The 25,254-nt window shown below is 62.7% G+C and carries 24 protein-coding genes; 14 read left to right on the forward strand and 10 right to left on the reverse strand.

The features are described from left to right. Positions 1–192 precede the first annotated feature (192 nt). The 3 genes from AXF13_RS02955 to AXF13_RS02965 form a co-directional block, all read right to left on the reverse strand. On the reverse strand, positions 193–381 hold the full coding sequence (locus tag AXF13_RS02955; protein ID WP_008686096.1) for a ferredoxin: 189 nt from the start codon (positions 379–381) through the stop codon (positions 193–195). Positions 382–570: 189 nt separating this feature from the next. Then, positions 571–1,953 carry a trypsin-like peptidase domain-containing protein gene (locus AXF13_RS02960; protein ID WP_083521930.1) on the reverse strand — a complete coding sequence of 461 codons (1,383 nt, stop codon included), beginning with the start codon at positions 1,951–1,953 and terminating at the stop codon, positions 571–573. A gap of 2 nt (positions 1,954–1,955) precedes the next feature. Then, positions 1,956–2,198: a hypothetical protein gene (locus AXF13_RS02965; RefSeq protein ID WP_008686094.1), complete on the reverse strand. Its 243-nt coding sequence runs from the start codon at positions 2,196–2,198 to the stop codon at positions 1,956–1,958. Positions 2,199–2,372: 174 nt separating this feature from the next. On the opposite strand from AXF13_RS02965, the gene cobT reads away from it, so the two are divergent. The 3 genes from cobT to AXF13_RS02980 all read left to right on the forward strand — a co-directional run bounded on the left by cobT (position 2,373) and on the right by AXF13_RS02980 (position 5,499). Then, a complete protein-coding gene (cobT, locus tag AXF13_RS02970) occupies positions 2,373–3,497 on the forward strand; it encodes a nicotinate-nucleotide--dimethylbenzimidazole phosphoribosyltransferase (protein WP_062251581.1) in 1,125 nt (374 codons plus the stop codon). Next, entirely contained in the window at positions 3,498–4,463 is a 966-nt protein-coding gene (locus tag AXF13_RS02975) for an ABC transporter ATP-binding protein (protein ID WP_062251582.1), read from the forward strand. Between the two features lie 67 nt (positions 4,464–4,530). Next, a complete protein-coding gene (locus AXF13_RS02980; protein WP_062251583.1) occupies positions 4,531–5,499 on the forward strand; it encodes a radical SAM protein in 969 nt (322 codons plus the stop codon). A 67-nt stretch (positions 5,500–5,566) separates the two neighbouring features. Here the strand turns inward: AXF13_RS02980 and speA are convergent, their stop codons facing one another. Next, entirely contained in the window at positions 5,567–7,483 is a 1,917-nt protein-coding gene (gene speA / locus AXF13_RS02985) for a biosynthetic arginine decarboxylase (RefSeq protein ID WP_062251584.1), read from the reverse strand. 449 nt (positions 7,484–7,932) lie between these two features. Between speA and AXF13_RS02990 the strand changes: the two genes are divergently transcribed. After that, on the forward strand, positions 7,933–9,036 hold the full coding sequence (locus tag AXF13_RS02990) for an efflux RND transporter periplasmic adaptor subunit (RefSeq protein WP_062251585.1): 1,104 nt from the start codon (positions 7,933–7,935) through the stop codon (positions 9,034–9,036). Between the two features lie 37 nt (positions 9,037–9,073). On the opposite strand, the gene AXF13_RS02995 is transcribed toward AXF13_RS02990, so the two are convergent. Both AXF13_RS02995 and AXF13_RS03000 read right to left on the reverse strand, forming a co-directional pair. After that, the gene (locus AXF13_RS02995; protein ID WP_062251586.1) at positions 9,074–9,703 is read right to left on the reverse strand and encodes a YigZ family protein; all 630 of its coding nucleotides are present in this window, start codon (positions 9,701–9,703) and stop codon (positions 9,074–9,076) included. Beyond that, entirely contained in the window at positions 9,703–10,242 is a 540-nt protein-coding gene (locus tag AXF13_RS03000; RefSeq protein WP_223299962.1) for a cupin domain-containing protein, read from the reverse strand. Before AXF13_RS03000 ends, AXF13_RS02995 begins: the two co-directional genes overlap by 1 nt. Positions 10,243–10,496: 254 nt before the next feature. On the opposite strand from AXF13_RS03000, the gene AXF13_RS03005 reads away from it, so the two are divergent. The 5 genes from AXF13_RS03005 (at position 10,497) to proC (ending at position 15,536) form a co-directional block, all read left to right on the forward strand. Then, positions 10,497–11,000 (forward strand): rubrerythrin family protein, encoded by a 504-nt coding sequence (locus AXF13_RS03005; protein WP_008686080.1) that lies wholly within the window; start codon positions 10,497–10,499, stop codon positions 10,998–11,000. Between the two features lie 491 nt (positions 11,001–11,491). Further along, a complete protein-coding gene (locus tag AXF13_RS03010; protein ID WP_062254689.1) occupies positions 11,492–12,820 on the forward strand; it encodes a S41 family peptidase in 1,329 nt (442 codons plus the stop codon). A 57-nt stretch (positions 12,821–12,877) separates the two neighbouring features. Then, positions 12,878–14,200 carry a divergent polysaccharide deacetylase family protein gene (locus tag AXF13_RS03015; protein ID WP_062251588.1) on the forward strand — a complete coding sequence of 441 codons (1,323 nt, stop codon included), beginning with the start codon at positions 12,878–12,880 and terminating at the stop codon, positions 14,198–14,200. 106 nt (positions 14,201–14,306) lie between these two features. Further along, complete coding sequence (gene ndk, locus AXF13_RS03020) at positions 14,307–14,726, forward strand: nucleoside-diphosphate kinase (protein ID WP_062251589.1); 420 nt, start codon at positions 14,307–14,309, stop codon at positions 14,724–14,726. A 3-nt stretch (positions 14,727–14,729) separates the two neighbouring features. Continuing rightward, positions 14,730–15,536, forward strand: coding sequence for a pyrroline-5-carboxylate reductase (gene proC, locus AXF13_RS03025; RefSeq protein ID WP_062251590.1), 807 nt, complete (start codon positions 14,730–14,732; stop codon positions 15,534–15,536). Positions 15,537–15,614: 78 nt separating this feature from the next. Here the strand turns inward: proC and AXF13_RS03030 are convergent, their stop codons facing one another. Beyond that, positions 15,615–16,076 (reverse strand): MarR family winged helix-turn-helix transcriptional regulator, encoded by a 462-nt coding sequence (locus AXF13_RS03030; protein ID WP_062251591.1) that lies wholly within the window; start codon positions 16,074–16,076, stop codon positions 15,615–15,617. A gap of 632 nt (positions 16,077–16,708) precedes the next feature. On the opposite strand from AXF13_RS03030, the gene AXF13_RS03040 reads away from it, so the two are divergent. After that, positions 16,709–17,935 carry an MFS transporter gene (locus tag AXF13_RS03040; protein ID WP_062251593.1) on the forward strand — a complete coding sequence of 409 codons (1,227 nt, stop codon included), beginning with the start codon at positions 16,709–16,711 and terminating at the stop codon, positions 17,933–17,935. A 261-nt stretch (positions 17,936–18,196) separates the two neighbouring features. Here AXF13_RS03040 and AXF13_RS03045 read toward each other — a convergent pair whose 3' ends face one another. Further along, on the reverse strand, positions 18,197–19,039 hold the full coding sequence (locus AXF13_RS03045; RefSeq protein WP_062251594.1) for an AMIN domain-containing protein: 843 nt from the start codon (positions 19,037–19,039) through the stop codon (positions 18,197–18,199). A 41-nt stretch (positions 19,040–19,080) separates the two neighbouring features. Further along, positions 19,081–19,848, reverse strand: a complete 768-nt coding sequence (locus tag AXF13_RS03050) for a tetratricopeptide repeat protein (RefSeq protein ID WP_062254692.1) — start codon at positions 19,846–19,848, stop codon at positions 19,081–19,083. Positions 19,849–19,941: 93 nt separating this feature from the next. Between AXF13_RS03050 and AXF13_RS03055 the strand changes: the two genes are divergently transcribed. Then, complete coding sequence (locus tag AXF13_RS03055) at positions 19,942–20,286, forward strand: hydrogenase maturation nickel metallochaperone HypA (RefSeq protein WP_223299963.1); 345 nt, start codon at positions 19,942–19,944, stop codon at positions 20,284–20,286. 106 nt (positions 20,287–20,392) lie between these two features. Continuing rightward, a complete protein-coding gene (gene hypB / locus AXF13_RS03060) occupies positions 20,393–21,052 on the forward strand; it encodes a hydrogenase nickel incorporation protein HypB (protein ID WP_062251596.1) in 660 nt (219 codons plus the stop codon). Positions 21,053–21,551: 499 nt separating this feature from the next. Here hypB and AXF13_RS03065 read toward each other — a convergent pair whose 3' ends face one another. Continuing rightward, positions 21,552–22,526, reverse strand: a complete 975-nt coding sequence (locus AXF13_RS03065; RefSeq protein WP_062251597.1) for a hypothetical protein — start codon at positions 22,524–22,526, stop codon at positions 21,552–21,554. A gap of 222 nt (positions 22,527–22,748) precedes the next feature. On the opposite strand from AXF13_RS03065, the gene AXF13_RS03070 reads away from it, so the two are divergent. Continuing rightward, a complete protein-coding gene (locus tag AXF13_RS03070; protein ID WP_062251598.1) occupies positions 22,749–23,504 on the forward strand; it encodes an SPOR domain-containing protein in 756 nt (251 codons plus the stop codon). Positions 23,505–23,710: 206 nt separating this feature from the next. Beyond that, entirely contained in the window at positions 23,711–25,177 is a 1,467-nt protein-coding gene (locus AXF13_RS03075) for a catalase (protein WP_009303843.1), read from the forward strand. Positions 25,178–25,254 lie beyond the last annotated feature (77 nt).

Here is a 25,254-nt window from a genome sequence, read left to right on the forward strand (position 1 = left end):
CCCGCTTGCTTGCGCACGGGCCTGCCCATGCCGGGCAGCCGGAGCATTTTCTCCGCAAGAGAGAAAGCCCGGGCAACGGGACGGATTACAACAGTGCCGCCAGACGCGCACACGCCCGGCGGCACTGTGGAAAGAATACGAGTTCTGTAAACGGATCAGCCGCGGAATGCCGCGCGGGCATCACGCTGTCGGCTAGGCTTCTTCGACAGTGATGGCGCTGGCTTCACAGACTTCCACACAGGATTCACAGCCGAGGCATTCTTCAGCGTTCACGGGTTCGGACTTGCCGTCTTTGATTTCATAGACTTCCACGGGGCAAACGTCCACGCATTCGCCGCAACCCACGCATTTGTCGTTATCAACACTCACATTGTAGCCCATTGTTTCCTCCCAAAGTAACTTTGTGTCCTGCCGGATGCAGGCCGCGGCTGAACACCGCTTGTGAAATGGATAGCGTCAGCCCCCCGCCCTGTCAAGTGCCTCCGGCCTTTTTGCCCGGCCCGGCCTGAACCGCGGGTTCGTCATACAAATAAGGCCGTTGCACCGTTTGGCAAGAGCACGCGGACGGGCCTAAAGCACAAGGCGCGCGTAATAGCCCCGGTCGCCGCGCACCACCTGTAAAAGCACTTGTCCGGCCAGGCGTTCCTTGCGGAAGGCCTGGAGCAGTTCGCTCATATTCTTGACGCGCATGCCGCCGACCCCGGTAATCAGATCGCCCTTGCGCAGAAAGGCGGCCGGGCCGTCCGGGCGCACGCTCTGGATGACCAGACCCTGTTTGCCTTCCCGTACGGCAAGGCCCCAGCGCCGTTCCATGAGTTTCCGGGCTGTGTCGTCCTCAAAGGGCACGGGCGTCACGTCCAGAGCGAGCACTTTTTCGCCCCGGCGCAAGTTGAGGCGCAGGCTTTCGCCGCCGGTCTGGTTGCGCAGCACATTGATGTAATCCCGCCGGTCGCGCACGGGCGAGGCATTGATGCTTTCAATAATGTCGCCGGGTTCGATGCCCGCCTTGGCCGCGGGCGTGCCTTCAAACACCGCGCCCACCAGCACGCCGCGCGCTTCCTTGAGCCCCAAGGCCATGGCCATGCGGCTGTCCAGGTCCTCGGCCATGAGCCCCAGCCAGAGCGGGGCCACGCGGCCCTGGCCCATGAGGTCGGCCATGACCCGGCGGGCCTTGTTGATGGGAATGGCAAAGCCGATGCCCTCGGCGCGGGCGTCCACTGCGGTGTTGATGCCGATGAGGCTGCCCTCGATGTTCAACAGCGGGCCGCCGCTGTTGCCGGGATTAATGGCCGCGTCGGTCTGGATCAGATCCGTGAACACGCCGCCGTCGTTGCGGATAGTCCGGCCCAGGGCGGAAACCACGCCCGTGGTCACCGTATGGTTGAAGCCGAAGGGATTGCCGATGGCAATGACCGTCTCGCCGGGCATGATGTCGGTGGAGTCGCCCAGGCGCACGGCGGGCAGATCATGCGCGCCCTTGATTTCCAGCACCGCGATGTCGAAATCCGGTTCCGCGCCCTTGACCGTGGCGGGGAATTCGCGTCCGTCCAGCAGGTGAACCATGACTTCGTCGCCGCCGGCAATGACGTGAGCGTTGGTCAGCACCAGACCCTTGCGGCCGTCCACAATGACGCCGGAACCCAGGCTGACGCGTTTCCGCTTCCGGGGCTGCGCGCCGAAGCCGTTGGAATCCGGAAAGCCGGGGCCGAAGCCGGGCCCGAAAAAGCGCTCCAGCGGGGAGACGCGGTGCCCCTCGATAATATGGGTGCTGGTGATGTTGACCACCGCCGGGGCCACGGCCTGCACGGCGCGGACCACGGGGGTGAGGCGGGGGCTGTCCGGCGCTGGCGCGGCCTGGGCTCCCCGGACGACCTGTCCGGGAAGCCCGGCCAGCAGGCAGACGAAGAGGAAAGGGAGAAACCTACGGACGCTCTGAACTGCACAGTTCGGCATGACTACCTTCCGCAATACGTTTCACCGCGCGGTATGTTCTGCCCCGGCGCGGCGGGAAGCACTGCCGCCACGGACCGCGGCATGGCCGCATCCGCGCGCTGTTCGGCCTGAACCGTGGCGAACCCGGCGCTTTCGTGCGCGGCCGTGGCTAGGGCGCCCCTGATGGGCAGGCCCACAAGGGCGGTCAGCAGGCAGAACAAAAAGAAAAGGGCGGCCCGGCGGGCGTTGCGATATATATTGTACATGATTCACCTCGTAAAGTCTCGCCGCCCGTATGACGCAGGGCAGCAGTTTGAACGGCCTGTCCGGAAATCCGGAATTTCAGAGTCATTTACTAGGTAATCATCGTGGCCGACTTGTAAAGGAAGCGGTGGGCAACGGCCCTTGCGCCGCCGTTCCGGACAGGCTACAAACCGCCGATGGACAAGAAAATCAGTTTTACTTCGGCGGATCTGGAAGCGCTTTTCCCCGGACTGCGCATTGAGGCCGTGCGCCGGGAAGATCTGGACGCGGCCCAGGCCCATCTGGACAATCTGACCAAGCCGCGCGGCAGCCTGGGACGGCTGGAAGAACTGGCCGCCCGCCTGTACGCCATGAGCGGGGGGCGGCTGCCCCTTTCGGTCAGTCCGGCCCTGATGCTGACCGTGGCCGGAGACCACGGCGTGGCCGCCCGGGGGGTTTCGCCCTTTCCCCAGGCCGTGACCAGGCAGATGGTCATGAATTTCTGCAACGGCGGGGCGGCGGTCAACGTGCTTTGCCGTTGCGGGGGACTGGATCTGCGGGTGGTGGACGCCGGTTGCGCGGGCGGCCCGTTTGCGCCGCACCCCATGCTTCTGGACCGCCGCCTGGGCGACGGCACCGCGGATATGAGCCGGGGCCCGGCCATGAGCCGCGAAACCTGCCTGCACGGCTTGCGGCTGGGTCTGGAGCTGGCCGCCGGTGCGGCCCGTGAGGGCTACCGCTGCCTGGGCACGGGCGAGATGGGCATCGCCAATTCCACGGCGGGCACGGCCCTGTACTGCGCCTTGCTGGGCCTGGAGCCCGAAGATATCACCGGCCCCGGCGCGGGTTCCGATCCGGCCATGGTCCGGCACAAGGCGGGCATTGTGCGCGAGGCCCTGCGCGTTAACGCCGCCACCCTGGCCTCCGCCGATCCGGTAACTATTCTGGCCGCCGTGGGCGGCTTTGAAATCGCTGTCATGAGCGGCATCATGCTGGGCGCGGCCTCGCAGCGCCTGCCCGTGTTGGTGGACGGCTTTATCTGCAGCGCGGCCTATGTTGCGGCCCTGGCGATCTGTCCGGACCTGGCGGGATATGCCGTGCTGTCCCACGCCTCGGCCGAACCGGGCCACGGCCCGGCGCTGGCCCGCCTGGATAGCGGGGTGTCCGGGGGGATGTCCGGCGAACCCCTGCTGCACCTGAACATGCGCCTGGGCGAGGGCACGGGCGGGGCCCTGGCCTACCATCTGCTGCGCGGCGCGGCGGCCGTCTATAATGAAATGGCGACCTTCAGCTCGGCGGGCGTTGATGAGAGGACGGCGTAAATGGCGGAGAGCACGACTTCCGCAGCCCCGCTGCTCGCCCTGGAGGACGTGAGCCGCCGTTTTCTGGTGCGGCGCGGCTGGTTCGGGGAACCGCAACAGCTTACCGCCGTGGATGGGGTGAGTCTCGGCCTGCGCCGGGGTGAAAGCCTCGGATTGGTGGGCGAATCCGGCTGCGGCAAATCCACACTGGGCCGCCTGGCCTGCGGCCTGCTCACGCCCTCGGAAGGGCGGGTGCTGCTGGAGGGCAGGGAGTTGCCCACGGCGGGTGCTGCCAGCTGGGCCGCCGGGCGGATTCAGATGGTTTTTCAGGACCCCTTTTCCTCGCTCAACCCGCGCCTTTCCGTGCGCGCCTCCGTGGCCGAGCCTCTGGCGGCCCGTGATATGCCCCGCGCCGAGCGCCGCCGTCTGGCGGATGAAATGCTCGCCACCGTGGGCCTGGAAGGCATGGGCGGGCGTTATCCGCATGAATTTTCCGGCGGCCAGCGCCAGCGCATCGCCGTGGCCCGCGCCCTGATCACCAGGCCGGACGTGGTCATCTGCGACGAGCCGGTTTCGGCCCTGGACGCTTCGGTGCAGGCGCAGGTGCTCAATCTGCTGCGCGATGTGCAGGAGCGTTTCAGCCCGTCCTATCTTTTCATTTCGCACGATCTGGCGGTGGTGGGCTTCATCTGCCCGCGCATTCTGGTCATGTATCTGGGCCAGGTGGTGGAGGAGGCCCCGCGCGAACGCCTGTTCGCGGGCGCGGCCCATCCCTACAGCCAGGCCCTGCTGGCCGCCATGCCCACCGGCGACGGAGAAAGCCGCCTGCCCCGGATTCTTGAAGGCGAGCTGCCCAGCCCGCTCAATCCTCCCGCGGGCTGCCGCTTTCACCCGCGTTGCCCCAAAGCCGTGGATATCTGCCGCCGCGAGCCCCCGGCCTGGAAGGAACTTGCCCCCGGCTGGCGGGCGCGCTGCCATCTGTTGTGAGCACGGGACAGGCCCGCGCCGGGCGGCCAAAGGTTTTCGGCCCGGCAGCCCGAGGAGTGGGTGCGCCATGAAATTCTGTCTGAATCTCTGCAATGACATTAATTTTGAGCCGGATGCGGTGCAGCCCTGCTGCAATGTGCACGCCATTGCCGTGCCGCGCTTTCCTTTTACGGGCGGCAGGCTGGATATGGCCGCCTACGCCAGGCATATCCAGAATGTCGTGGAGCAATTGCAGAAAGGGGGCGCAGTGTGCCGGGGCTGTCCGGAATGTATCGAGATTAACGCGCCGCAGGATTCAGCCGCGCGGCTGCTGTTCAGGTCGGTCAGCATCAATATGCACAGGCATTTGTGCAATTGCCGATGCGTGTACTGCGATTTGTGGCGAGGCCACGGCGCGGGTTACGCCATTCTGCCTGTGCTCCGGAGCCTTGAAGAGCAGAAAGTCTTGCGCCGGGATTGCTTTTTCAGCTGGGGCGGCGGCGAACCGGGCATCCTGCCGGATTTTGAGGAAGCCAGCCAATGGATTCTGCATAACGGCTGGCCGCAATACGTGCATACCAACGCCTTGCGTTTTTCCCCGGCCATTGCCGCTCTGCTGCGGGACGGCAAGGGCGGCGTCAACGTCAGTCTGGACAGCGCCTCGCCGGAAGTCTACCGGGCGGTCAAGGGGGTGGACGGTTTCACACGGGTGACCGCCAATATTGAACGCTACCGGGCGGCGGCCCGCGAGGCCGGACTCATCCATCTCAAGTACATCATTTTTGAAAAGAACAACGCCGTCGCGGAACTGGAACGCTTTTTCGCCCTTTGCCGGGCGCTGGACGTCACCTCCGTGCAGTTTTCCCTTAATTTTCAGGAGTTGAACGGCGCGGGGCCCGCCCCCAAGACGCTGCTCGGGGCGGCTTTTTTCCGGCACCGGGCCGCGTCGCTGGGCATGGCCTGCGTGCCGTTTTTTATTCCCAAGCGCTGGTTGTCCGTCATTGACGAACTGGAACAGCGGCACTTTTCCGGAGCCGTGGAGCGCTCCTTGCCCTAAACACAAGGAAGCCCCGCCGGCGGCGGGGCTTCCTTGTGTTTAGTCAAATCAGGCGCTGTCGGAAGGCCTACCTCTCAAAATAGGTATAGCCGCGCAGGCCGTCCTCAAAAGCCTGCATGACGGCGAAGCGCTCGCTGGGCGAGATGCGGCCCTGGCGCACGGCCTGCTCGGCGGTGCTGCGCAGATCCTCCAGGATGCGGCGCGGGTCATATTCCACGTAGCTCAGGATGTCGGCCACGGAATCGCCGCGGATTTCGCGCACGTATTCATAGCTGCCGTCCTCCGAGGCCCGGATGGAGACCACGTTGGTGTCGCCCATCAGATTGTGCAGATCGCCCAGGGTTTCCTGGTAGGCCCCCACCAGAAAGACACCCAGATAATATTCCTCGCCGTCGCGCAGGGGATGCAGGTCCAGGGTGGATTTCATGCCCTGCGGGTCGATGAAGTGGTCGATGCGGCCGTCGGAATCGCAGGTGATGTCCGAAATAATGCCTTGGCGCGAGGGGAATTCCTTGAGCCGGTGTATGGGCATGATGGGAAAGAGCTGGTCAATGGCCCAGGAGTCGGGCAGGGACTGGAACACGCTGAAGTTGCCGTAATAGATGTCCGCCAGGCTCACGTCGATGTCCGCCAGATCGCGGGGCACGTTCTTGAGCCGGGTTTTTTCCTGGGCGATGCGCATGATGATGGCCCAGAAGAAGCGCTCGGCCAGGGTGCGCTGGCGCAGATTGACCCGGCCCGTGGAAAAGAGCTGGCGCATTTCATCGCGGTAATAAATGGCGTCGTTGTAGCATTCCTGAAGATTGCGCAGGGAAATGCCGGACAGAACCTCGCGCAGGTTGCGCACCGGTTCCGGCGCGTCCTCGGGCAGCTCGTCGGGCAGCTGCACTTCCTCCACCACGCTCACGTCCAGAATATTGAAGAGCAGCACGGAATAATAGGCCACCGTGGCCCGGCCCGACTCGGTGATGATGTGCGGATGCGGCACCTGCTGCTCGTCCAGGATGCTCATGATGGCTTCCACCACGTCAGCGCAGTATTCGTCCAGGTTGTAGTTGCGCGAGGAAATGTAATTGGTGTGCGAGCCGTCGTAGTCCACGGCCAGACCGCCGCCCAGGTCCAGATAGCCCATGGGCGCGCCTTCCTGCACCAGGCCCACGTACAGGCGCGCGCCTTCCATGACCCCGGTGCGGATGTCCCGGATGTTGGAAACCTGCGAGCCCAGGTGGTAGTGCAGCAAACGGAAGCAGTCCAGCATGTCGTGGGCTTTGAGGGTGTCCACCACGTCCACGATCTGGGCCGGGGACAGGCCGAAGGTGGAACGCTCCCCGCCGGAATCCGTCCAGTGGCCGCCCGCCTTGACCGCCAGCTTGGCCCGTACCCCGATGTTGGGGCGCACGCCCAGCACCTTGGCGCGCTCCAGCAGCACGTCCAGCTCGCCGGGCATTTCCAGAACGAAAAAGACGTTGAAACCCAGGCGCAGGGCCTGGAGGCCCAGGTCGATGAATTCCGCGTCCTTGTAGCCGTTGCAGACGATGCAGGCCTCGGTGTCGCGCATCAGGGAGACGGCGGCGATGAGTTCGGCCTTGGAACCCACTTCCAGCCCGTGATGGTAGTGCGCCCCGAACTGGGCGATTTTTTCCACTACCTGCTGCTGCTGGTTGACCTTGATGGGGAACACCCCCCGGTACTCGCCGGTATAATTCAGGGTTTTGATGGCTTTGCGGAATGATTCGTGGATACTGGTAATGCGCGAATCCAGAATATTTTCCACCCGCAGCAGCACGGGCATGTCATAGCCGCGCTCATGCAGACCGGCGATGATTTCCGGCAGGGGAATCTGGGGGCCCTTGGGGCCCTGCGGGCAGACGACCACTTCGCCCGCGTCCGAAACATTGAAATAGCCGGCGCCCCAGTTGCGGATGCCGTAAAGTTCGATGGAATCTTCCACCCGCCACTGTTGCAATGCGCGGTTTTTGGCCAACGTGTTCTCCTTGGATGCCGCCGCCCGGCGGGAAACAATGAGGGCATGCGCCCCGAAGCGGCGTCATTATGCCGTGAAAACGCGCAAAGTCAATGTTTGCGGGCGCTGCGGCCCCGGCGTGCCCCAGGCCCTCCCGTCAGGGTAATCGTATGAATGCTTCAATAGCCGGGTATTCATTTGCTTTCATTAAGTGAGTCTTCCTTCCTTATTCCCGCGAACGCGCCGATAACGCCGCCCGCGCGGAAAAGGCGGATTTTGTAAAATAACCGCAAAGTTAGAGCAAGTCTGCCGCAAGAGTATTTTTTTTAGCTCTGTTCATGCGATTGTCCTGCCGTTCCCGTAATGTCCTCTTGACGAAGCGCGGGGCATGATTCACTTTCAGCAAATGACCGGACCGGCGCGCGGCTGATGCTGACGCGCGCTTCCGCGCACCTGTTTCGGGGACGATCATGAAGCATTTTTCGCGCTGGTGTCTGATCCTGCTGCCGTTGCTGGCGGCCCTTCTGAACGCCTGTTCCGGCGACGACGGCAAGACCGTCGGCCCGCCGCCCGCTCCCGTGCATGTGCAGAGCGTGGCGCGCGCCGACGTGCCGCGCCTCTTGCACGTGGTGGGCAATGTCAAAGCCTCGGCCACCGTGGGCGTCAAGCCACGGGTCACGGGCGAAATTCAGGAAGTCCATTTCAAGGAAGGTCAGGACGTGCGGGCAGGGGAGTCCCTGATCAGCATCGACCCGCGCCCCTTTGAGGCCGCCCTGCGTGAAAAGCGCGGTCTGCTGGCAAAATCCCAGGCCCAGCTGAGCAAAGCCAATGACGACATGCGCCGCTACGGCAAGCTGGTGGGCGGCGGCTATGTGAGCCGCGAGGCCTATGAGCAGACCGCTACCGAGGCGGCGGCCCTCAAGGCCACGGTGCAGTCGGACAAGGCGGCTGTGGAAAGCGCGGCCCTGGATCTTTCCTACTGCACGGTGACCGCGCCCATCAGCGGCCGGGTCGGCGCGCTCAATGTGGACAAGGGCAATATGATCAAAACCACGGACGACACGCCCATTGTGACCATCGACACCCTTTCGCCCATTTATGTGAATTTTTCCGTGCCCGAGGTCCATCTGCCGGTGATTCTGGAGCGCATGCGCCGGGGGAGCGTGTCCATCACGGCCACCCCTGCGGGCGGGACAGTGGAAAACGGCCTGCTGACCTTGGTGGACAACAGCGTGGACACGCGTACCGGCACCATTCGTTTGCGCGGCAGCTTTGAAAATGAGGACCGCCGCCTCTGGCCCGGTCAGTTCGTGGAAGTGGAACTGCCCCTGGGCATGGCCCCCAAAGCCCTGACCGTGCCCAGCCGCGCCGTGCAGTCCGGCCGCGAGGAATCCTACGTCTATCTGGTGGATAAGGACAGTCGCGCCGTCTACCGCAAGGTCAAGGTTCTTTTCGAGCATCAGGGCGCCAGCGTTGTGGAAGGCGAACTGGCCGAGGGCGACCGGGTGGTGGTGGACGGCCAGGTGCGTCTGGTGCCAGGGGTGGCGGTGCGGATTCAGGGAAGCGCTGAGTAATGGTCTTTACTCATCAGCGTTTCCCCGTGAATAGGCTTCAGCCGTCTTCTCTGACCCGGCAGACGGCCGCGCCGTTGCTCATTCCGGCCACGGCTTTGAGGAAAGCCGCCAGGCGCTCCTCCGGCAGGCTCACCCCCAGACCGGCGGTGGCCTGATAGTCCTCATCCGTAATCCGGGCCTCAAACGTCGGCAGCAGGCGGCGCAACCCGTCCAGATGGGCGTATTCCAGCGTGAGATCCAGATGGGCCAGGGGCACCTGTTCGGCCAGCGCCAGCGTGCTGAGATTTTCGCGTACCGAATCCTGATAGGCCCGCACCAGGCCGCCGGTGCCCAGCTTGACGCCGCCGAACCAGCGCGTCACCACCACGCAGATTTCTCCGATGCCGCAGTGCAGCAGCACCTGCAGCATGGGCCGCCCGGCCGTGCCGTGGGGTTCGCCGTCGTCGGAAGAGCCGATCCGGGCGGTCTGCCCCGGCGCGCCCGCCGCGTAGGCCCAGCAGTTATGAGTGGCGTCGGCATTGGCGCGGCGGATGGATTCCACAAAGGCCCGTGCCGCCTCCGGACCCGGCGTGTGGGCGCATTGGGCCAGAAAGCGGCTGCGGCGGATGAGCAGCTCCGTGCGGTGGGGCCGGTCCGGTCCGGCGGCGGGAATGGGGTAGCGCGTCATCAGTCCGCTTCGCTGTCTTTTGCCGGGCAGAATTCGCGGATGCAGGCCGCGGCCGCCGGAAATGTGGCCAGCAGTTCTTTTCTGCGGCCCAACTTCAGGTCCGCGAAGTCAAAGCCCGGCGATACGCTACAGCCCACCAGGGAAAAGCCGGAACCGGGGCAGGGCGTGGCCCCGAACCAGAAACCGGCGGGCACGGCGTACTGGAGGTGCTGGCCGTCCAAAGGCTTCTGCCCCAGCATGACTTCCCGCGCCGCGCCGTCCGGCCCCAGCAGGGCCAGACGCAGGGGGCCGCCCAGATAAAAATGCCAGATCTCGTCCTGCCGGATGCGATGCAGGCGGGAATAGTCGCCTTCGCGCAACAGGAAGAGGATGGCCGTGCCGAACGGGCGCGGCCCGGCAAAGCCCGGCGGCAGGGCGGCCTGAGGAATAGTGCCGCTGCTGCAATACGTGCGGCGGTAAAAACCGCCTTCCGGATGGGGGGCAAGCGCGAAATGGGCGATCAGCTCTTCGGGGTTCATCAGAATTTTAGTAGCGTGCAATGCCGCCAAGGGCAATGGGAAAATAGGCTTTTCTTTTTCGTCCAGGCTCGCGAGGGAGGGCGAAATGCGGTGCTGGAAAGTTGTAATGGAAGGATTTTTATAAAATTACATTATATTAATAGGTTATCTAATTCTCTCCAATTTTTTCGAGGAAATGCGCAGAAAAGGCTTTACAAGGCGGACGGCTTTCTATAAACAGTAATCGTTCGCATTAATGGAAACAATAAACTTCAGATACGCAAAAGGAGCAAACAATGAGCAAGACCCAGGAAAATTTGATGGCCGCTTTCGCCGGTGAGTCCCAGGCCAACCGCAAATATCTTGCTTTCGCCCAGGTGGCCGACAAGGAAGGCCTGCCTCAGGTCGCCAAGCTGTTCCGCGCTGCCGCCGCCGCTGAAACCATTCACGCCCACGCGCATCTCAAGAACGCGGGCAAGATCGGCGACACGGCCGCCAATCTGCAGTCCGCTCTGGAAGGTGAAACCTACGAATTCACCAAGATGTATCCCGAAATGATCAAGGACGCCGAGGCCGAAGGCAAGACCGCCGTTGCCAAGTATTTTGAATTCGCCAACAAGGTGGAAGAAGTGCACGCCAATCTGTACAAGAAGGCCATTGCCAATCCTTCCGCTCTTGCCAATGTGGACTACTACGTCTGCAAGATCTGCGGCTACACCCACGAAGGCCCCTGTGAAGCCTGTCCCGTGTGCGGCGCGGGCGCGGCGGCTTTCTTCAAAGTGGAAGAATGCTGCAAGTAACCGATCCCGCGCGCCGCTCCATGCCGCTTTGGGGGCGGCATTGACGCCGGATGCGCGACTGTGATGGTTGGAGGGGCCGCCGTAAGGCGGCTCCTTTGTCATTTGACATTCCGGGGCCGCGATGGTCCGGGTATGGCGAGTCCTCGATTCCGCGACATGGAGTGAGCGTTTGAAACATGACATATTTCAAACGCTGTGCCGCCCGCGTGCCGCGGAAGCGACAGCCGTTGGCGAGTCTTCGAGCCGCACGGATTCGATGCCCGTAGCCCTTGTGGGCTGACGGGCACGGCTGCGCCGCCTCCGGAGCGCTGCCAGCGGCATTGCATTTTGGCTTGAAAAGAGTCAGTATCCGCATGGCGTTTTGCAGCCATCAGCGCTTTTGGCGCGGTTATACCAACACTAACGGCGGCGGCGCGGGCGTCCGCCCGCACTCCGGCCCCCCGGATTCATTCCGGGAAACCGGGCATGCGCAGCGCCGCGGAGGCCTTCTTATGCGCGTTTTTGTCCGTTCCTGCATTCTTGCATTGCTTCTGGCTCTGTGCGGCTTGACCGCGGCCCAGGCCGCGTCCGCGCCGGAGGCCAAAAAAGAGCCCGCCAAGGAAGCTCCCAGCAAATTCGAGGCCTTGAAGCGTTTCAGTCAGGTGCTTGATCTGGTGGAGCGTTATTATGTGAAGGATGTGACCCAGAACGACCTGATCAACGGGGCCGTCAAGGGCTTGCTGCAGGGGCTCGACCCGCACTCCACCTTCATGAATGCCGAAGAATACAAGGAAATGCAGGAAACCACCTCCGGCGAATTCTACGGGGTGGGCATTGAAATTTCCATGGAAAACGGCCAGGTTGTGGTGGTCACGCCCATTGAGGACACCCCGGCTTTCCGCGCCGGTCTTCAGTCCGGCGACGTGATCCTGTCCATCAACGGCCAGGCCACGCAGGAACTTTCGCTGCAGGAAGTGGTGTCGCGCATCCGCGGGGCCAAAGGCACGGAAGTGGAGCTGGCCATTCTGCACAGCGACGCCAAGACGCCGCAGACCGTGCGCATCGTGCGCGACGCCATCCCCCTGATCAGCGTCAAGTCCAAAAAGCTGGAAGACGGTTACTACTGGGTGCGCCTGACCCGTTTCTCCGAACGCACCACCGAGGAACTCAAGGACGCGCTCAAGGATGCGGCCAAGGAAAGCAAGGCCACGGGCGGGCTCAAGGGCATTGTGCTGGATCTGCGTAACAATCCCGGTGGGTTGCTGGACCAGGCGGTCAGCGTGTCCGACACTTTCCTGGACAAGGGCGTGATCGTTTCCATCAAGGGCCGCCGGGACAGCACGGACCGCGTTTATGAGGCCAAAAAGCAGGCCGACGACGTGCGCGTGCCCATGGTGGTGCTGGTCAACGCCGGTTCTGCCTCGGCCTCGGAAATCGTGGCCGGTGCGCTGCGCGACCAGAAGCGCGCCCTGATTCTGGGCGAACGCTCCTTCGGCAAGGGTTCGGTGCAGAACATCATTCCCCTGTCCGACGGGTCCGGCCTCAAGCTCACGGTAGCCCTGTATTACACGCCCAACGGCAGCTCCATCCAGGCCGAGGGCATCGTGCCCGACCTGGAAGTGGTCTTCGAGCCGCCGCGCACCGATGACAAGGACAATCCGCGTTTTCTCCTGCGCGAACAGGATCTCAACCGCCATCTGGAAAACGGCAAGGACAAGAAGGGCGGCCAAAGCAAGGTCAAAAAAGACGAAGGCAAGGAGCAGCTGGCCCGTGACAACCAGTTGCGCATGGCCCTCCAGGTCGTGAAGAGTCTGCCCAAGATGCGGGAGATCAGAAACTAGGGCGCGTGGCCCGATCCCCTTGCCGGGGCGGGTTCCGCGAGACGGCATACGTTCAGCGTGCAAAATAAAGGAACAGATACCGGCCCCCTGACCGGACCCCACGGGTCCGGCGGGGGGCTGCGCGCTTCCACTCGCCTGGGCTTGGGTGGTCTGGCCTGGCTGCTGTGCTCCCTGGCCTTTTCGCTCTGGCTGGGCAACGGGTCCATGTCGCCGGGGAATTTTTCCGGTTCCGCCGGTCGCGCGCTGTCGCTCCAGCAAACCGGCGGAGGACGGGACGCGACCGAGGAGCCTGAGGCGCGGGCCGAGCGAATGATACTGGCCCGCCTGGATGCTCTGGTTATCCAGACGCTGCCCCTGGCCCTGCCGCTCGCCCGCTGGCAGCGCGAAGAAGGGCTGCCCGTGGAGGACGAAGGAGCGGCTGCCCGTGCTTACCGGGTTACAGGGTCTTGCGCGCCGCTGCGCCTGGGTGTGGCCCTGTTGGAAAAGTTGCGCTCCGCCGCTGATCCGGATTTTCCTCATCTTTCCGCCGTTGACCCGGAGCGTTTCCGCCCGCGCCTTGCCTGGACGGACCAAGGCGCGCTGGAAATTCGCCTGAACGGGCGGCCGACGCACCGTTTTCATTTTCCCGGCAAGGAACGGGCTCTGGCGGATCTGGCCCGCCCCCTGCCTCAGGCCGCCCTGATTCTGGTCATTGATGACCTGGGGCAGAGCCTGGAGCCCGCCGAGGATCTGGCCGCCTTGCCCTTTCCCGTGGCATTGGCCGTCTGGCCGCACGCGCCCAGGGCGGGCGCGACGGCCGACCTAGCCGGACAGATGGGCCTGGATTGCCTGGTGCATCTGCCCATGGAGCCTCAGCCCCGCGCCGACGGCTTCCGTCCCAGGCCGGGTCCGGGCGCGCTGTTCGCGGATATGAGCCAGCACGCCCTGGCCTCCGTGCTGGAACCGGATCTGGCGGCACTGCCCACGGCACTGGGGCTGAACAACCATATGGGTTCCCGTTTTACGGGCAGCGCCGCCGCCTGCCGCCTGCTCAGCGCGCAACTGGCCGGGCGCGGTTTCTTTGTGCTGGACAGTCTGACCCAGCCCCATTCCCGGCTGGCGGAGGAAGCCCGTGCCGCCGGGCTGGTCAGCGTGGCCCGTGCTGTTTTTCTGGATACGCGCCGGGATGTTTCCGCCGTACTGGCCGCCTTGGACGCGGCGGCGGCCAAAGCCCGCAGTGCCGGTTTCGCCGTCGCCATCGGCCATCCGTACGCGGAAACTCTGAGCGCTTTGCGCCGCTGGCAGGACAAGGCAGGTGTGGCCGTGGTGCCTCTGCGCCGTCTGGTCTGGTACCTGGCGCAACTTCAGGCGCGGGACGGAGCGCGCGGCGGCAAGCGTTGATTTTTTACGAACACGGCTTCAGACAAATCCTTGCCGCGAAATGCGGGTAGGCGGGCTTTGCTCGTCGTAAGTGAACATTTCAAGTGTTAAACTCTAAGGAGCGGACATGCTGCAAACCACTCTTGCCATCATCAAGCCGGACGCCGTGGCGCGCGGCCTTGCCGGGGAAATTCTGGCCGCCGTGGAAGCTGAGGGCCTTCGCCCCGTGGCTTTGAAAATGCTGCGGTTGAGCAAGGCCCAGGCCCAGGGCTTTTATGCCGTGCACAAAGAGCGCCCCTTTTTTGACAGCCTTATGGACTATATGTCTTCCGGACCGGTGGTCTGCGCGGCCTTGCGCGGCGAGGACGCGGTGGCCCGCTACCGGGCGCTGATGGGCGCCACGAATCCGACCCAGGCCGAGCCCGGCACCCTGCGCCGCAAATATGGGCAGAACCTTGAAGCCAACGCCGTGCACGGTTCCGACTGCCCGGAGAACGCCGCTGTTGAGCTTGCATATTTCTTCAATGCCTTGGAAATGACGGAGTAACGTATGAGCAGAACAATCGGCTGCATTGGCTGCGGCAATATGGGCGGGGCCATTCTGGCCGGTTTCGCGGACAGGCTGGGGGACAAGGGCTATAGCTTCTGCGGCTATAACCGCACGCCGGAACGCATGCGCCCCTTGGCGGACAAGGGCGTGCGGGTCATGCCCGACGTTCTGGAAACCGCGCGCAAATCCGATGTGCTGTTGCTGGCGGTCAAGCCATACCAGGTGGCTGCCGTGCTGGAGGAAATGCGTCCGGCCCTCGACGGCGGCAAGGTACTGGTTTCCGTGGCGGCGGGCGTGAGCCTGAAGAGCCTGCGCGAGGCCGTGGGCGGGCAGTGCCCGGTGGTCCGCTGCATGCCCAATACCCCGGCGCTGGTGGGGGAGGGGGTTTTTGCCCTCTGCTTTGAGGACCCGGCGCTGGACCGGGAAGGCAAACTCGAATTACTGGAACTTTTCGGGGTTCTGGGCCTTTGCCTGGAAATGCCCGAAGCACGCTTTACCGCCTTTTCCGCGCTGATCGGCGCGGGCCCGGCCTATGTTTTCGAAATGATGCAGGGCCTGGTGCAGGCCGGGGTGACCCTGGGCTTTCAGCACAAGGAGGCCAAGCGCATGGTGGCCGCCCTGTTTGTGGGTTCGGCGCGCATGGCCGAGCAGAGCCCCGCGCCGCTGATGCAGTTGCGTGACGAAGTCTGTTCGCCCGGCGGCCTGACCATCGCCGGGGTCAATCACCTGGATCGCGTGGGCCTGCTGGGCCAATTGGTGGACGCCGTGCTGGCGGCCGATGCGCGGGGCCGGGAGATGGAAAGCTGAATCTGTGAGCCCTGGCGTTTGCTCGGACCGTCAACTCCGCCGAGGGAATCTGAGTAGTCAGATTCCCTCCTGTTTTTTTCAACCTTCCTCCACCTCGCCGCCGGTGCGCGCTTCGCCTTGTCCCCTGTATTCCCTGGCGGATTGCGCCAGACGTCGCAACAGCGCCTGTAACGTCTGTTTTTCCTCTTCGGAAAACATGCTGGTGGTGGCGGCATCCCATTCCGCAACGACTTTCATGATATGCGGATATGCCTCATAGGCACGCTGCGTCGGATGCACGGTGGTCGTGCGCTTGTCTTGCGGATTGCTTTCCCGGCGGATGAAGCCTGCCTCCTCCAGTTGCGCCAGCACCCGCGTCACGTTGCTCTTGTTGATGCCGATACGCTCGGGCAGCTTGTCCTGCGTGATGCCCGGCTCTCTGCACAGCACGGCAATGAAGAGATATTGACTGGTGTTGATGCCGTATGGCGCGAGGGCCTTGGCGAGATACATGTAGTAATAGCGGTTGGCCAGGGTGATCCATTTGCAGGTCAGTTCCAAAGTACGCTCCCGGAGCATTTAACACTTGAAATGTTCGGTTACGGCGGGCAAAGCCCGCCTGTTCGCATTTCGCGGCAAGGGTTTGTCCGCAAGGAGTTGCGGATGAATCCTTGGCGGGTGTCGTCACGTCATGAGTGTCTTCTCGGTCATCTCTACGTCGAACATCGCCTTTTATTCCGGTCGCGCTGGCTGTTCACAGCTCTGCTGTGTTACGGATAGCGACAGTGATTTCGATGAGAGGGGTTTTGTGTAACTCATTGCTGTCCTCATCCGTGCTGGCGTTGCTGTCTTTATCCGTACGGCTCACAAGTTCGCCTACGGCTATAGCTCCTTCGTCCAACGGCTGAAGCGAGTACCAGATCTCTGCTGTCCTCATTCGTAAGCAGCTTCGCTGCAACGACTGAGGCAGGAGTACACTTCCTCCATGCGTTAGCCGTTATGCGAGGAACGGGCATTACGGATAAAGACAGCAGCGCTGAAAGGCTCGTTCTCCTTGATATAACACAAAAATCCATCTCATGACGAGACCCTCCAGGCCGGGCCGGACGACAGCTCCAAACCTCTGCTTGACACGAGAGAGAAAACACATAATCGTTGCCCACGCAACGATTTTTATGAACAGGAGATATGAGATGCTTGATCGCCGCATCCGCCGCAAGCAAACGGCGGGCGTATCCAACGTGGGGGCCGGTGGGGCGTTGCGGGAGATTTGCAATCGCAACTTCAATGTGGTGACGCTGATCAACCTTCTGGTCATGACGGCCTACTACCTGATCTTCGTCACCAGCACCTCCTATGCCAGAGAGGCTTATCTGGCAAGCCTGAGCACGGCTGGTTTCACCGCGGGCATTATGGTCATCGGCTGCCTGGCAGGGCGTTTCGTCACCGGCAATCTGCTTTCGTTTTTCGGTTGCCGCGCCGTTCTTCTCGCCGGGATCGTGCTGTACACGGCCAGCATCGCGGGTTTTTTCCTGGTGGATTCCTTGCCCTGGCTGTTCGTGCAACGCCTCTGGGCGGGCGTCGGCGTCGGCGTCATCGGCACGGCCACGGGAACCATTGTGGCCTATGTGATCCCGCAGCGGCATCACGGGCTCGGCGTGAGCCTGTTCAGCATGAGCACGGCTCTGGCCCTGGCCCTGGGGCCGTTTCTCGGCATCAGCCTGAGCAACCACATAAGTTATGCGGCGCTGATGCGGATCAATGTGGGCATTGCCCTGGTCTGCCTGCTCATCTTTTTCGGGCTGGCGGCCCTGCCTTTCATGCGTCACCGACATCGCTCGCTCTTCAGCCTCAACAGTTACATTGACCCGCGTGTGGTGCGTTTTTCCCTGGTGGCACTGGTGGTCTGCTTGAGCTACGGCTGCGTGCAGGCCTTCATGACCTCCTTTGCCGCCGTGCGCTCCCTTTCCGGCCCGGCGAGTCTCTTCTTTCTGCTGTATGCCGTGGCGGCCCTGGCTACCCGCCCGCTGACGGGCCGCCTGTTCGATACCCGCGGCGAGAACGTCATTTTTTATCCCATTCTGCTGTTGACCGCGCTCTCCCTGATCATGCTGGCCCGCGCGCACAGCAGCTGGATGCTGCTGCTCTCCGGCCTGGTGCTCGGCATGGGCTTCGGCAACTTCCAGTCCGTGGGGCAGGCCGTATCGCTTTCGCTGGTGTCGCGTTCGCGTTTTGCCCAGGCCACCACAACTTTCTTCATATTTTTTGACCTGGGCATCGGCCTGGGGCCCTATATTTTCGGTTTTCTCGTCCCCACTCTGGGCTATGACGGCATGTATCAGTCCCTGGCCTTCACCGTGCTTGCCGGGCTGGGCCTTTACTATGTTTTGCACGGGAGGCTCGCGGGCGGCGGGGCCTGAACGTCATCCCGAACGGCACTCCCCGGAATCCTGTGGGACCTGTTGGCACTATCCCTTTTTGCCCGCTCGCTACGTGCGGCAGCCGTTGTCCGAAGGACTTACGGGTGGCGACAGCAATGATAGCCTGAAGGCGGCGTCAATGCTGAAAGTGCCAATTCTCAACGTTAATCTGTTCTGAGAACGTGGATACGCCGAAAAAAGCAAAGCCCTTCCGAGCATTCGGAAGGGCTTTGCTTTGGTGCTGTAAACGGAAAAACGAGTTTACTGATCCACCCGCACGTCCAGGGTGTTGCCGTCTTTGGCAAGCACAAAGCGGGTATTTTGGGGCTTTGCCTTGAGGTCGATGACCACACGGGTCTTGTCCGCCATTTTGCCGATGCGCACATTGCTCACCAGGGGATTCTTGGGCACGCCCGGAGCCTTGATCTGCCACTGGCCGTCCAGGTCCACCACCACGCGGTCGGGATTGGTCAGATTCATGCTCTTGTAGCGGAGAGGCGCGTTGCCCTCCAGGCGCACCGTGGCTCCCTTGTCCCGCGCGAAGACCACAAAGCGGCTGATGTTGCGCTCACGCGGCGCGGCGGCTTTTTCCGCCCTGGGCTTTTCGGTCTTTGCCTTTTCGGCTTTGGGCTTGTCCGTCTGAGCCGGGCGTTCTTCTTTTTGGGTTTCGGCGCGGGCCGGGGCGCTGCTTTCCGTTTTGGCGCTTTGGGCCGTGCGCTCCATCGCCGGAGGCGTGCTCATATTCTCACGTGTGGCGGCCTGCGGGCCGGGGGCCACGGGCGCGGCCTGGGGCATCTGGGCCCGTTCGCTGACATCTTCCACCACGGGCGCGGCCTCGGCGGCGTCGTCCCTGGGCAGGGGCGGCAATTTGGGTTCTTCGCGGGCCGCTTCCTGCGGTGCGGCGGGCGCGGTAAAACCGTTCCGGGCGGCATCCGTCGACAGGGGAGGCAGACCGGCGCCGCTGTCCGGCGCGGCCGGTTCGCCGGCTTCCGCCGTGGGGGCCGGAACAGGTTCGGATTTGCGGCCCAGGCGTTCATTGAGCATGATCAGCGCCATGCCCAAGATGCAGACCGCCAGAAGAAGACTGAGAATGACTTTGTTCATGCCGTATGGCTCCTGCCGAAAGGCGAGTTGCTCGCTCGGGCTCAGCGTAGCCGCCGGGGGCGGTTTTTGCCGGGCCGAAGCTGTTTTTCCTTGCTGATATGGGCCAGCATCCTGGGGTAGACTGCTTCGCGGGCGTCCAGGCGCATGGCCGTGCGGACGTGTTCAGCGGCTTCGTCGTATGCGCCCATGGCGCAGAGGATGCGGGCCAGGTTGAAATGGGCGTGGTCGTCCTCCGGAGAGAGTTCCAGAACCCGTTTGCCGAAACGCAGGGCCAGATCCGGCATGGCGTTTTTGCGCAGTTTCGCGCCGAAATCGCGGAACATATGCTTGTGGGCGGATGAGATATTCTCCGTGGTGGACGCCAGTTGTTCCAGGGCGGTAATGGCGGCCTGCCGTTCGCGCGGGCGCTTCAGGCGCAGCAGAGCCTTGCGGAAACTCTCCCGCAGAGTGATTTCCACCTGTTTGGTCCGGCGCGCCGTGTCCAAATGCCGCAGCAGCTCGTCGTCCAGTTCCGGCGCATCCGCAACCGGAGCGGGCGCGACGGCGCGCGCGTCCGGAAGGTCCGCCAGGGCGCGGACGTCCAGCATGGTCATGGGCATGGCCAGGATGGAGGGCTCGGACCGGAACTGCGCGGCAAACTGGGCGGCGCTGACGCGTCGCGCCTCCGCCTTGGGCTGGAAGGCATTGTCCAGTTGTTGCACCGCGTAGCCTTGCTCCGCCAGGTCCCAGGCGAAGAAGAGTGTCTTGCGGGTGCCGTCCGCCTTGGCCAAAGGCTGGGAATATACGCCAAGATATTTGGGAGGACGCATAGGCGAAATGTACATCATTTGCGCCGAATGGCAAGATTCCCCCCGCGCCCTTTACGCAGCCGGGCCTTTGGGCTAGCATGGGGGATGCACGAAATGGCCATTGCACAAAGCCTTCTGGCTATGGCAGAGGAAGAAATCGGCCGCCGGAATTGCAGCCGTCTTGAACTGGTGCGCGTGGAATACGGCGCGCTTTCGGGTGTGGTGCCCGAATCGTTGCAGTTCTGTTTTGAAACCATGATCAAGGGCACGCCCCATGAAGGGGCCAGACTGGAGTTGATCTGTCTGCCTTTGCGATTGCGCTGTCCGTTTTGCGGCGAAGTGTTCGGCGGCGAAGGGCAGGACGCTCTCTGGCAGCCCTGCCCCGGTTGCGGCGAGCAGTTCGGGCATGTGGTGGAGCAGGGCAAGGAATTGATTTTGAGCCGCCTGGAAGCCCGCTAAAATATTTTCGCGTTGAAATCGGCAATGCTCCGGCGGCGGGAGCTGAAGCCCGCAAAATGTATATCTCACTCGGATACCGGCAGAATTTGGAGATAAGGAGAAAAATATGCAGATTCCTGTGGTGCGCAACGTCCTGGAAGCCAATGAAAAAATGGCCGCCCATGTGCGGCGGCAGCTGAGCGGGCGCAAGATTCTGACCCTCAACCTGATCAGCTCTCCGGGCGCGGGCAAAACCTCTCTCCTGGAGCGCACTCTGCGCGACCTGGCCGGGGAATTCCGCATGGCGGTCATTGAGGGCGACCTGCAGACCGACAACGACGCCCGCCGGGTAGCGGCGACCGGGGCCCAGGCCGTACAGATCAACACCGACGGCGGCTGCCACCTGGACAGCAATATGATTCTCACGGCTCTGGACAATCTGGAGCTGGACGGCTTGGATATCCTCTTCATCGAAAATGTGGGCAATCTGGTCTGCCCGGTGGAATTCGACTGCGGCGAGGATGCCAAGGTGGCCCTGCTCAGCGTGACCGAGGGCGACGACAAGCCCGAGAAATATCCCCTGCTGTTCAACCTGGCCAAGGCCATGGTGCTGAACAAGGTGGACCTGCTGCCCCATGTGGATTTCGATATGGACCGCGCCCGCGCCTTTGCCACCAAGCTGAACAAGGATCTTCGCGTGCTTGAGGTTTCCTGCCGCAGCGGTGAGGGCCTTGATGCATGGTATGACTGGCTGCGCAAGATGCGTGCGGAGAAGAAGGCGTCGTAGCGAGACGAAGCCGCGCCGATTTTATAAAAACCGTTGGCGCTCTGGAAAATTTGTTCTCCGGCAAGGAAAGCAAATTTTCCAGAGCGCCAACGGTTTTTAGAGCAGATTAACTTTGAGAGTTGGCATTCCCAAAGTTTTTAAGCCGCTCGCTCTGCTGTCGTCATCCGTAAGGCGGCATAGCCGCCAGCGGCTGACGCTCGTGGCGGGCGTCTGCCTATGCAGCCGCCAAAGCAATTTTAAAGTGAAATTGCTCTGGGGCCTGTTGACACTACTGAGATTTTGTTCGCTGGCGAGGAGAACGAGCCTTTTATCGCTGCTGTCTTTATCCGTAATGCTCGTTCCTCGCATAACGGCTAAAGCATGAAAGGAGTGTACTCTTGCCTCAGCCGTTGCGGCGAAGCTGCTTACGGATGAGGACAGCAGAGCTATGGTACTCGACTGGAATAAAAGGCGAAGTTCAACAAAGCCCGCAGGCAAAAGAACGTAGTGTCAACAGGCCCTAGCGGCCGCCTTCGCCGCCCTGATAGGCCGCCACATCCACGACCAGGGTTCTGGAACTCTGGCGCAGGGTCAGCGTGAAGAGTTGTACGTCGCGCTGCGGCGCGTCGGCGTCGGCCAGAGCGGGCAGCATGGCGGCCGGGGCCAGCATCAGGGTGGCCTCACCCCGACCGGATTGCAGAAAATACTCCAGGGCCCGTTGCAGGATGTCCTTCTGCTTGGCCGTATCCATATCCGTCATTTCCGTAAAATTCATGTCCAGGCCGGGCAGCTCAGCCTGCCAGGGCGCATAGCCCTGGCTGTAGAGCGTCCGCAGCAGGGCGGCCAGATTGGCGTCGGTCAGGTGCTGCCGCAGCTCCAGATGCCCAAGGCGGTCGCGTCCGGAAAGGGTGCCGCTTCCGCCGGAGGACTGGCTCGGCGCGAGGCGCGCGGCCCAGACCATGCCCGCAAAGCCCAGGCTGGTCAGCACCGCGTCATTGTCGTCCCGAGGGGGATCGGGCTCCAGCAGGGAACAGACGTCATTCATGGTCATGCCGGGGCGGAACTGGTCCAGGGTGCAGACCGGCCTGCTGAGTTCGCCGGGCAGCAGGCTTTGGGCATTGCCGTTGATATGCCGTGAGATATTGTTCTTCTGTTCCAGAATCAGACAGGCCGTATGGTCGCCGCAGAAGGTCAGGCGGCGCGCCTGGGCCAGGGGCACGGCCTTGAAAAACCAGAAGGCCAGGCCCGTATCCACGCGCAGGTCCGCCGTGACTCCGGGATTTTCAATATCGTCCCGTGCGCCGGGGGCCATGTCCAGACGCACGAAATATGTGGTCCGGCCCTGGCGGAAGCGGATATTAAGCAGGTCCCGGCTGGTCTGATTGCTGACGGTCAGGCAGGCAGGCGTTTCGGCGGCCGACGAGCCGCGCGCCGGAAAGACGCAGAGAAGGGCGAGCAGCAGAAGCGCGACAATGCGGCAACGCGTATTTTTCATGGCGGAACTCCGGTTGGAGATGGGTACGCCCGTACTGTAGCAGAGTGCGGGGGCCGCCTGTCAAGGCGGCATGCGCAGGGGCTCGGCCCGGTGCGGAGCCGTGCAGGGCGCGCCGGGTTTTCCTCCCTTTACGCTGGCGGGCCGGACTGCTATGGTGCTGGCATTGCTCGTGCCGGATGGCGCGCGGGCAGTAGTATATCAGTAAGAATACAAGGAGAATCTATGGCCTCCGCTTCCCGTTCGTCCGCATCCGGGCAAGACAGCCCCAAAACCGGTCCGCGCCTGCGCCCGTCGTCGCTGGTGGCGGCGTGTTTTCTGGTGCTGGCGGCCGTTGCCCTGGCCTATGTGGGCGGGGTTATGAGTGGGCGCGCATACGCGGTCAGGCACGCGGTTCCGGCTGCGGCGACGCAGCCCGGCGCGCGGGCGGACGCCGGTGAAAAGCCCGTGGACCTCATCAGCCAGGGCGCGGAAGCGGTACAGGACGGCGCGGACGCGGGCCAGCGGATACTGGCTCCGGAAGATCTGCGTTTCGCTCGGGCTCTGCGCAATGATTCCGCCAATGCCTCCGAGCCGGACCCGGCCCGGCCCGCTCCGGCAATGCCGCAGGCGACCGCCGCAGCGCCCGGCCAGGGCGCGCAAAACACGCAACCCGGCCAAAACGCGCCGGGCGGCGTTCCCGCCTCGCCCTTCGCCCCGGCCGTGCCGGAAGGCCAGACCCCGCCGCCCGCTCCGGCGGCCACCATGTTCGACTACGTCTTTCAGGTAGCGGCCTTCAAGGATGAGGACAGCGTGGACAGCCTGCGTCAGCGGTTGGAGGGCCGGGGGCTGCGCACCCGTATGCAACGCGACGGCAAGCTCTTTCTGGTCCTGGTGCTGCTGCGCGGCGACGCCGCCCGCGCGGCGGAAGTGCCGCAGATCATGCAGGAGCTGCATCTGGGGCAGCCCATTGTGCGCAGCCGCAAGCCAGCCATGCCTTAAGCTGGGGCCATGAAATAAGATTTCCTTCATAAGCAATAGAGATTTTTCAATAAACCAAGCGGAGATCGATTTTTTCTTAAAAATAGTAACAATTACTATTTACAAAAATCGTCAGCCGTGCCATGCTTTTTCCAACGCAATACAAGCAGGTACGGAGCCGTTTTTTCTCACCCGATCCCTTCGGATAAACCAAGGAGAAAAGCATCATGGCAGATAATATGAAAAATAAAGACTCGCTCACCACCAATGCCGGCGCGCCGGTGCCCAATAATAATCATGCCCTGACCGCCGGTCCGCGCGGCCCCATGCTTATGCAGGACGTCTGGTTTCAGGAGAAGCTGGCCCATTTCGACCGTGAAGTGATTCCGGAACGGCGCATGCATGCCCGTGGTTCCGGCGCGTACGGCACCTTTACGGTGACCCATGACCTCACCAAATACACCAGGGCTTCGCTGTTTGCTGAAATCGGCAAAAAAACCGATGTGTTCGCCCGATTCTCCACCGTGGCGGGCGAGCGCGGCGCCGCTGACGCGGAGCGCGACATCCGCGGCTTTGCCCTCAAATTTTATACGGATCAGGGCAACTGGGACATGGTTGGCAATAACACGCCGGTCTTCTTTTTGCGCGACCCGCTTAATTTCCCGGACCTGAACCACGTGGTCAAGCGCAACCCGCGCACCAATATGCACAGCGCCAAGGACAACTGGGACTTCTGGACCCTGCTGCCCGAAGCCCTGCACCAGGTCACCGTGGTCATGAGCGACCGGGGCATTCCGGCTTCCTACCGGCACATGCACGGTTTCGGCAGTCATACCTACAGCCTGATCAACGCCAAAAACGAACGCTTCTGGGTCAAATTCCACTTCAGAACCCAGCAGGGCATCAAAAATCTCACGGACGCCGAGGCCCAGGAACTTATCGGGCGCGACCGCGACAGCCATCAGCGCGATCTGTACGAGCACATCGAAAAGGGCGACTATCCCCGCTGGACCCTGTACTTCCAGATCATGCCCGAGGAAGACGCCGAGAAGCTGCCCTACCATCCCTTTGATTTGACCAAGGTCTGGTACCACAAGGATTATCCGCTCATGGAAGTGGGCGTGCTGGAACTGAACCGCAATCCGGAAAACTATTTCGCGGAAGTGGAACAGGCCGCTTTCAACCCCTCCAATCTGGTGCCCGGCATCGGCGTTTCGCCGGACAAGATGCTTCAGGGCCGCCTGTTCTCCTACGGCGACGCGCAGCGGTACCGCCTGGGCGTCAATCACCATCTGATCCCGGTGAACAAGTCGCGCTGCCCCTATCACAGCTTCCACCGCGACGGCCAGATGCGCGTGGACGGCAACTACGGCAGCTACACCAGCTATGAGCCCAACAGCGAGGGCGCCTGGCAGGAACAGCCCGAGTTCGCCGAGCCGCCGCTGAAGATCAGCGGCGATGCGGCCCGCTGGAATTATCCCTGCGACGATGCCGACTACTTTGAACAGCCCGGCAAGCTCTTCCGGCTGATGAGCCCGGAACAGAAAGAAGCCCTGTTCGGCAATACGGCCCGTGCCCTGGGCGACGCGCCCAAGGAAATCAAGCTGCGCCACATCCGCAACTGCGCCAAAGCCGATCCGGCTTACGGCGCCGGTGTGGCCAAGGCCTGCGGCATTCCTGAAAGCGAAATCTGAGCCTTTTCAGCGTAAGCTCTCCTTAACGCAATTCACTTATTTCAAACATGAATTGCTCTCGCGGCGGCATGCCCGCG

Source organism: Desulfovibrio fairfieldensis (assembly GCF_001553605.1).
Lineage (GTDB): Bacteria > Desulfobacterota > Desulfovibrionia > Desulfovibrionales > Desulfovibrionaceae > Desulfovibrio > Desulfovibrio fairfieldensis.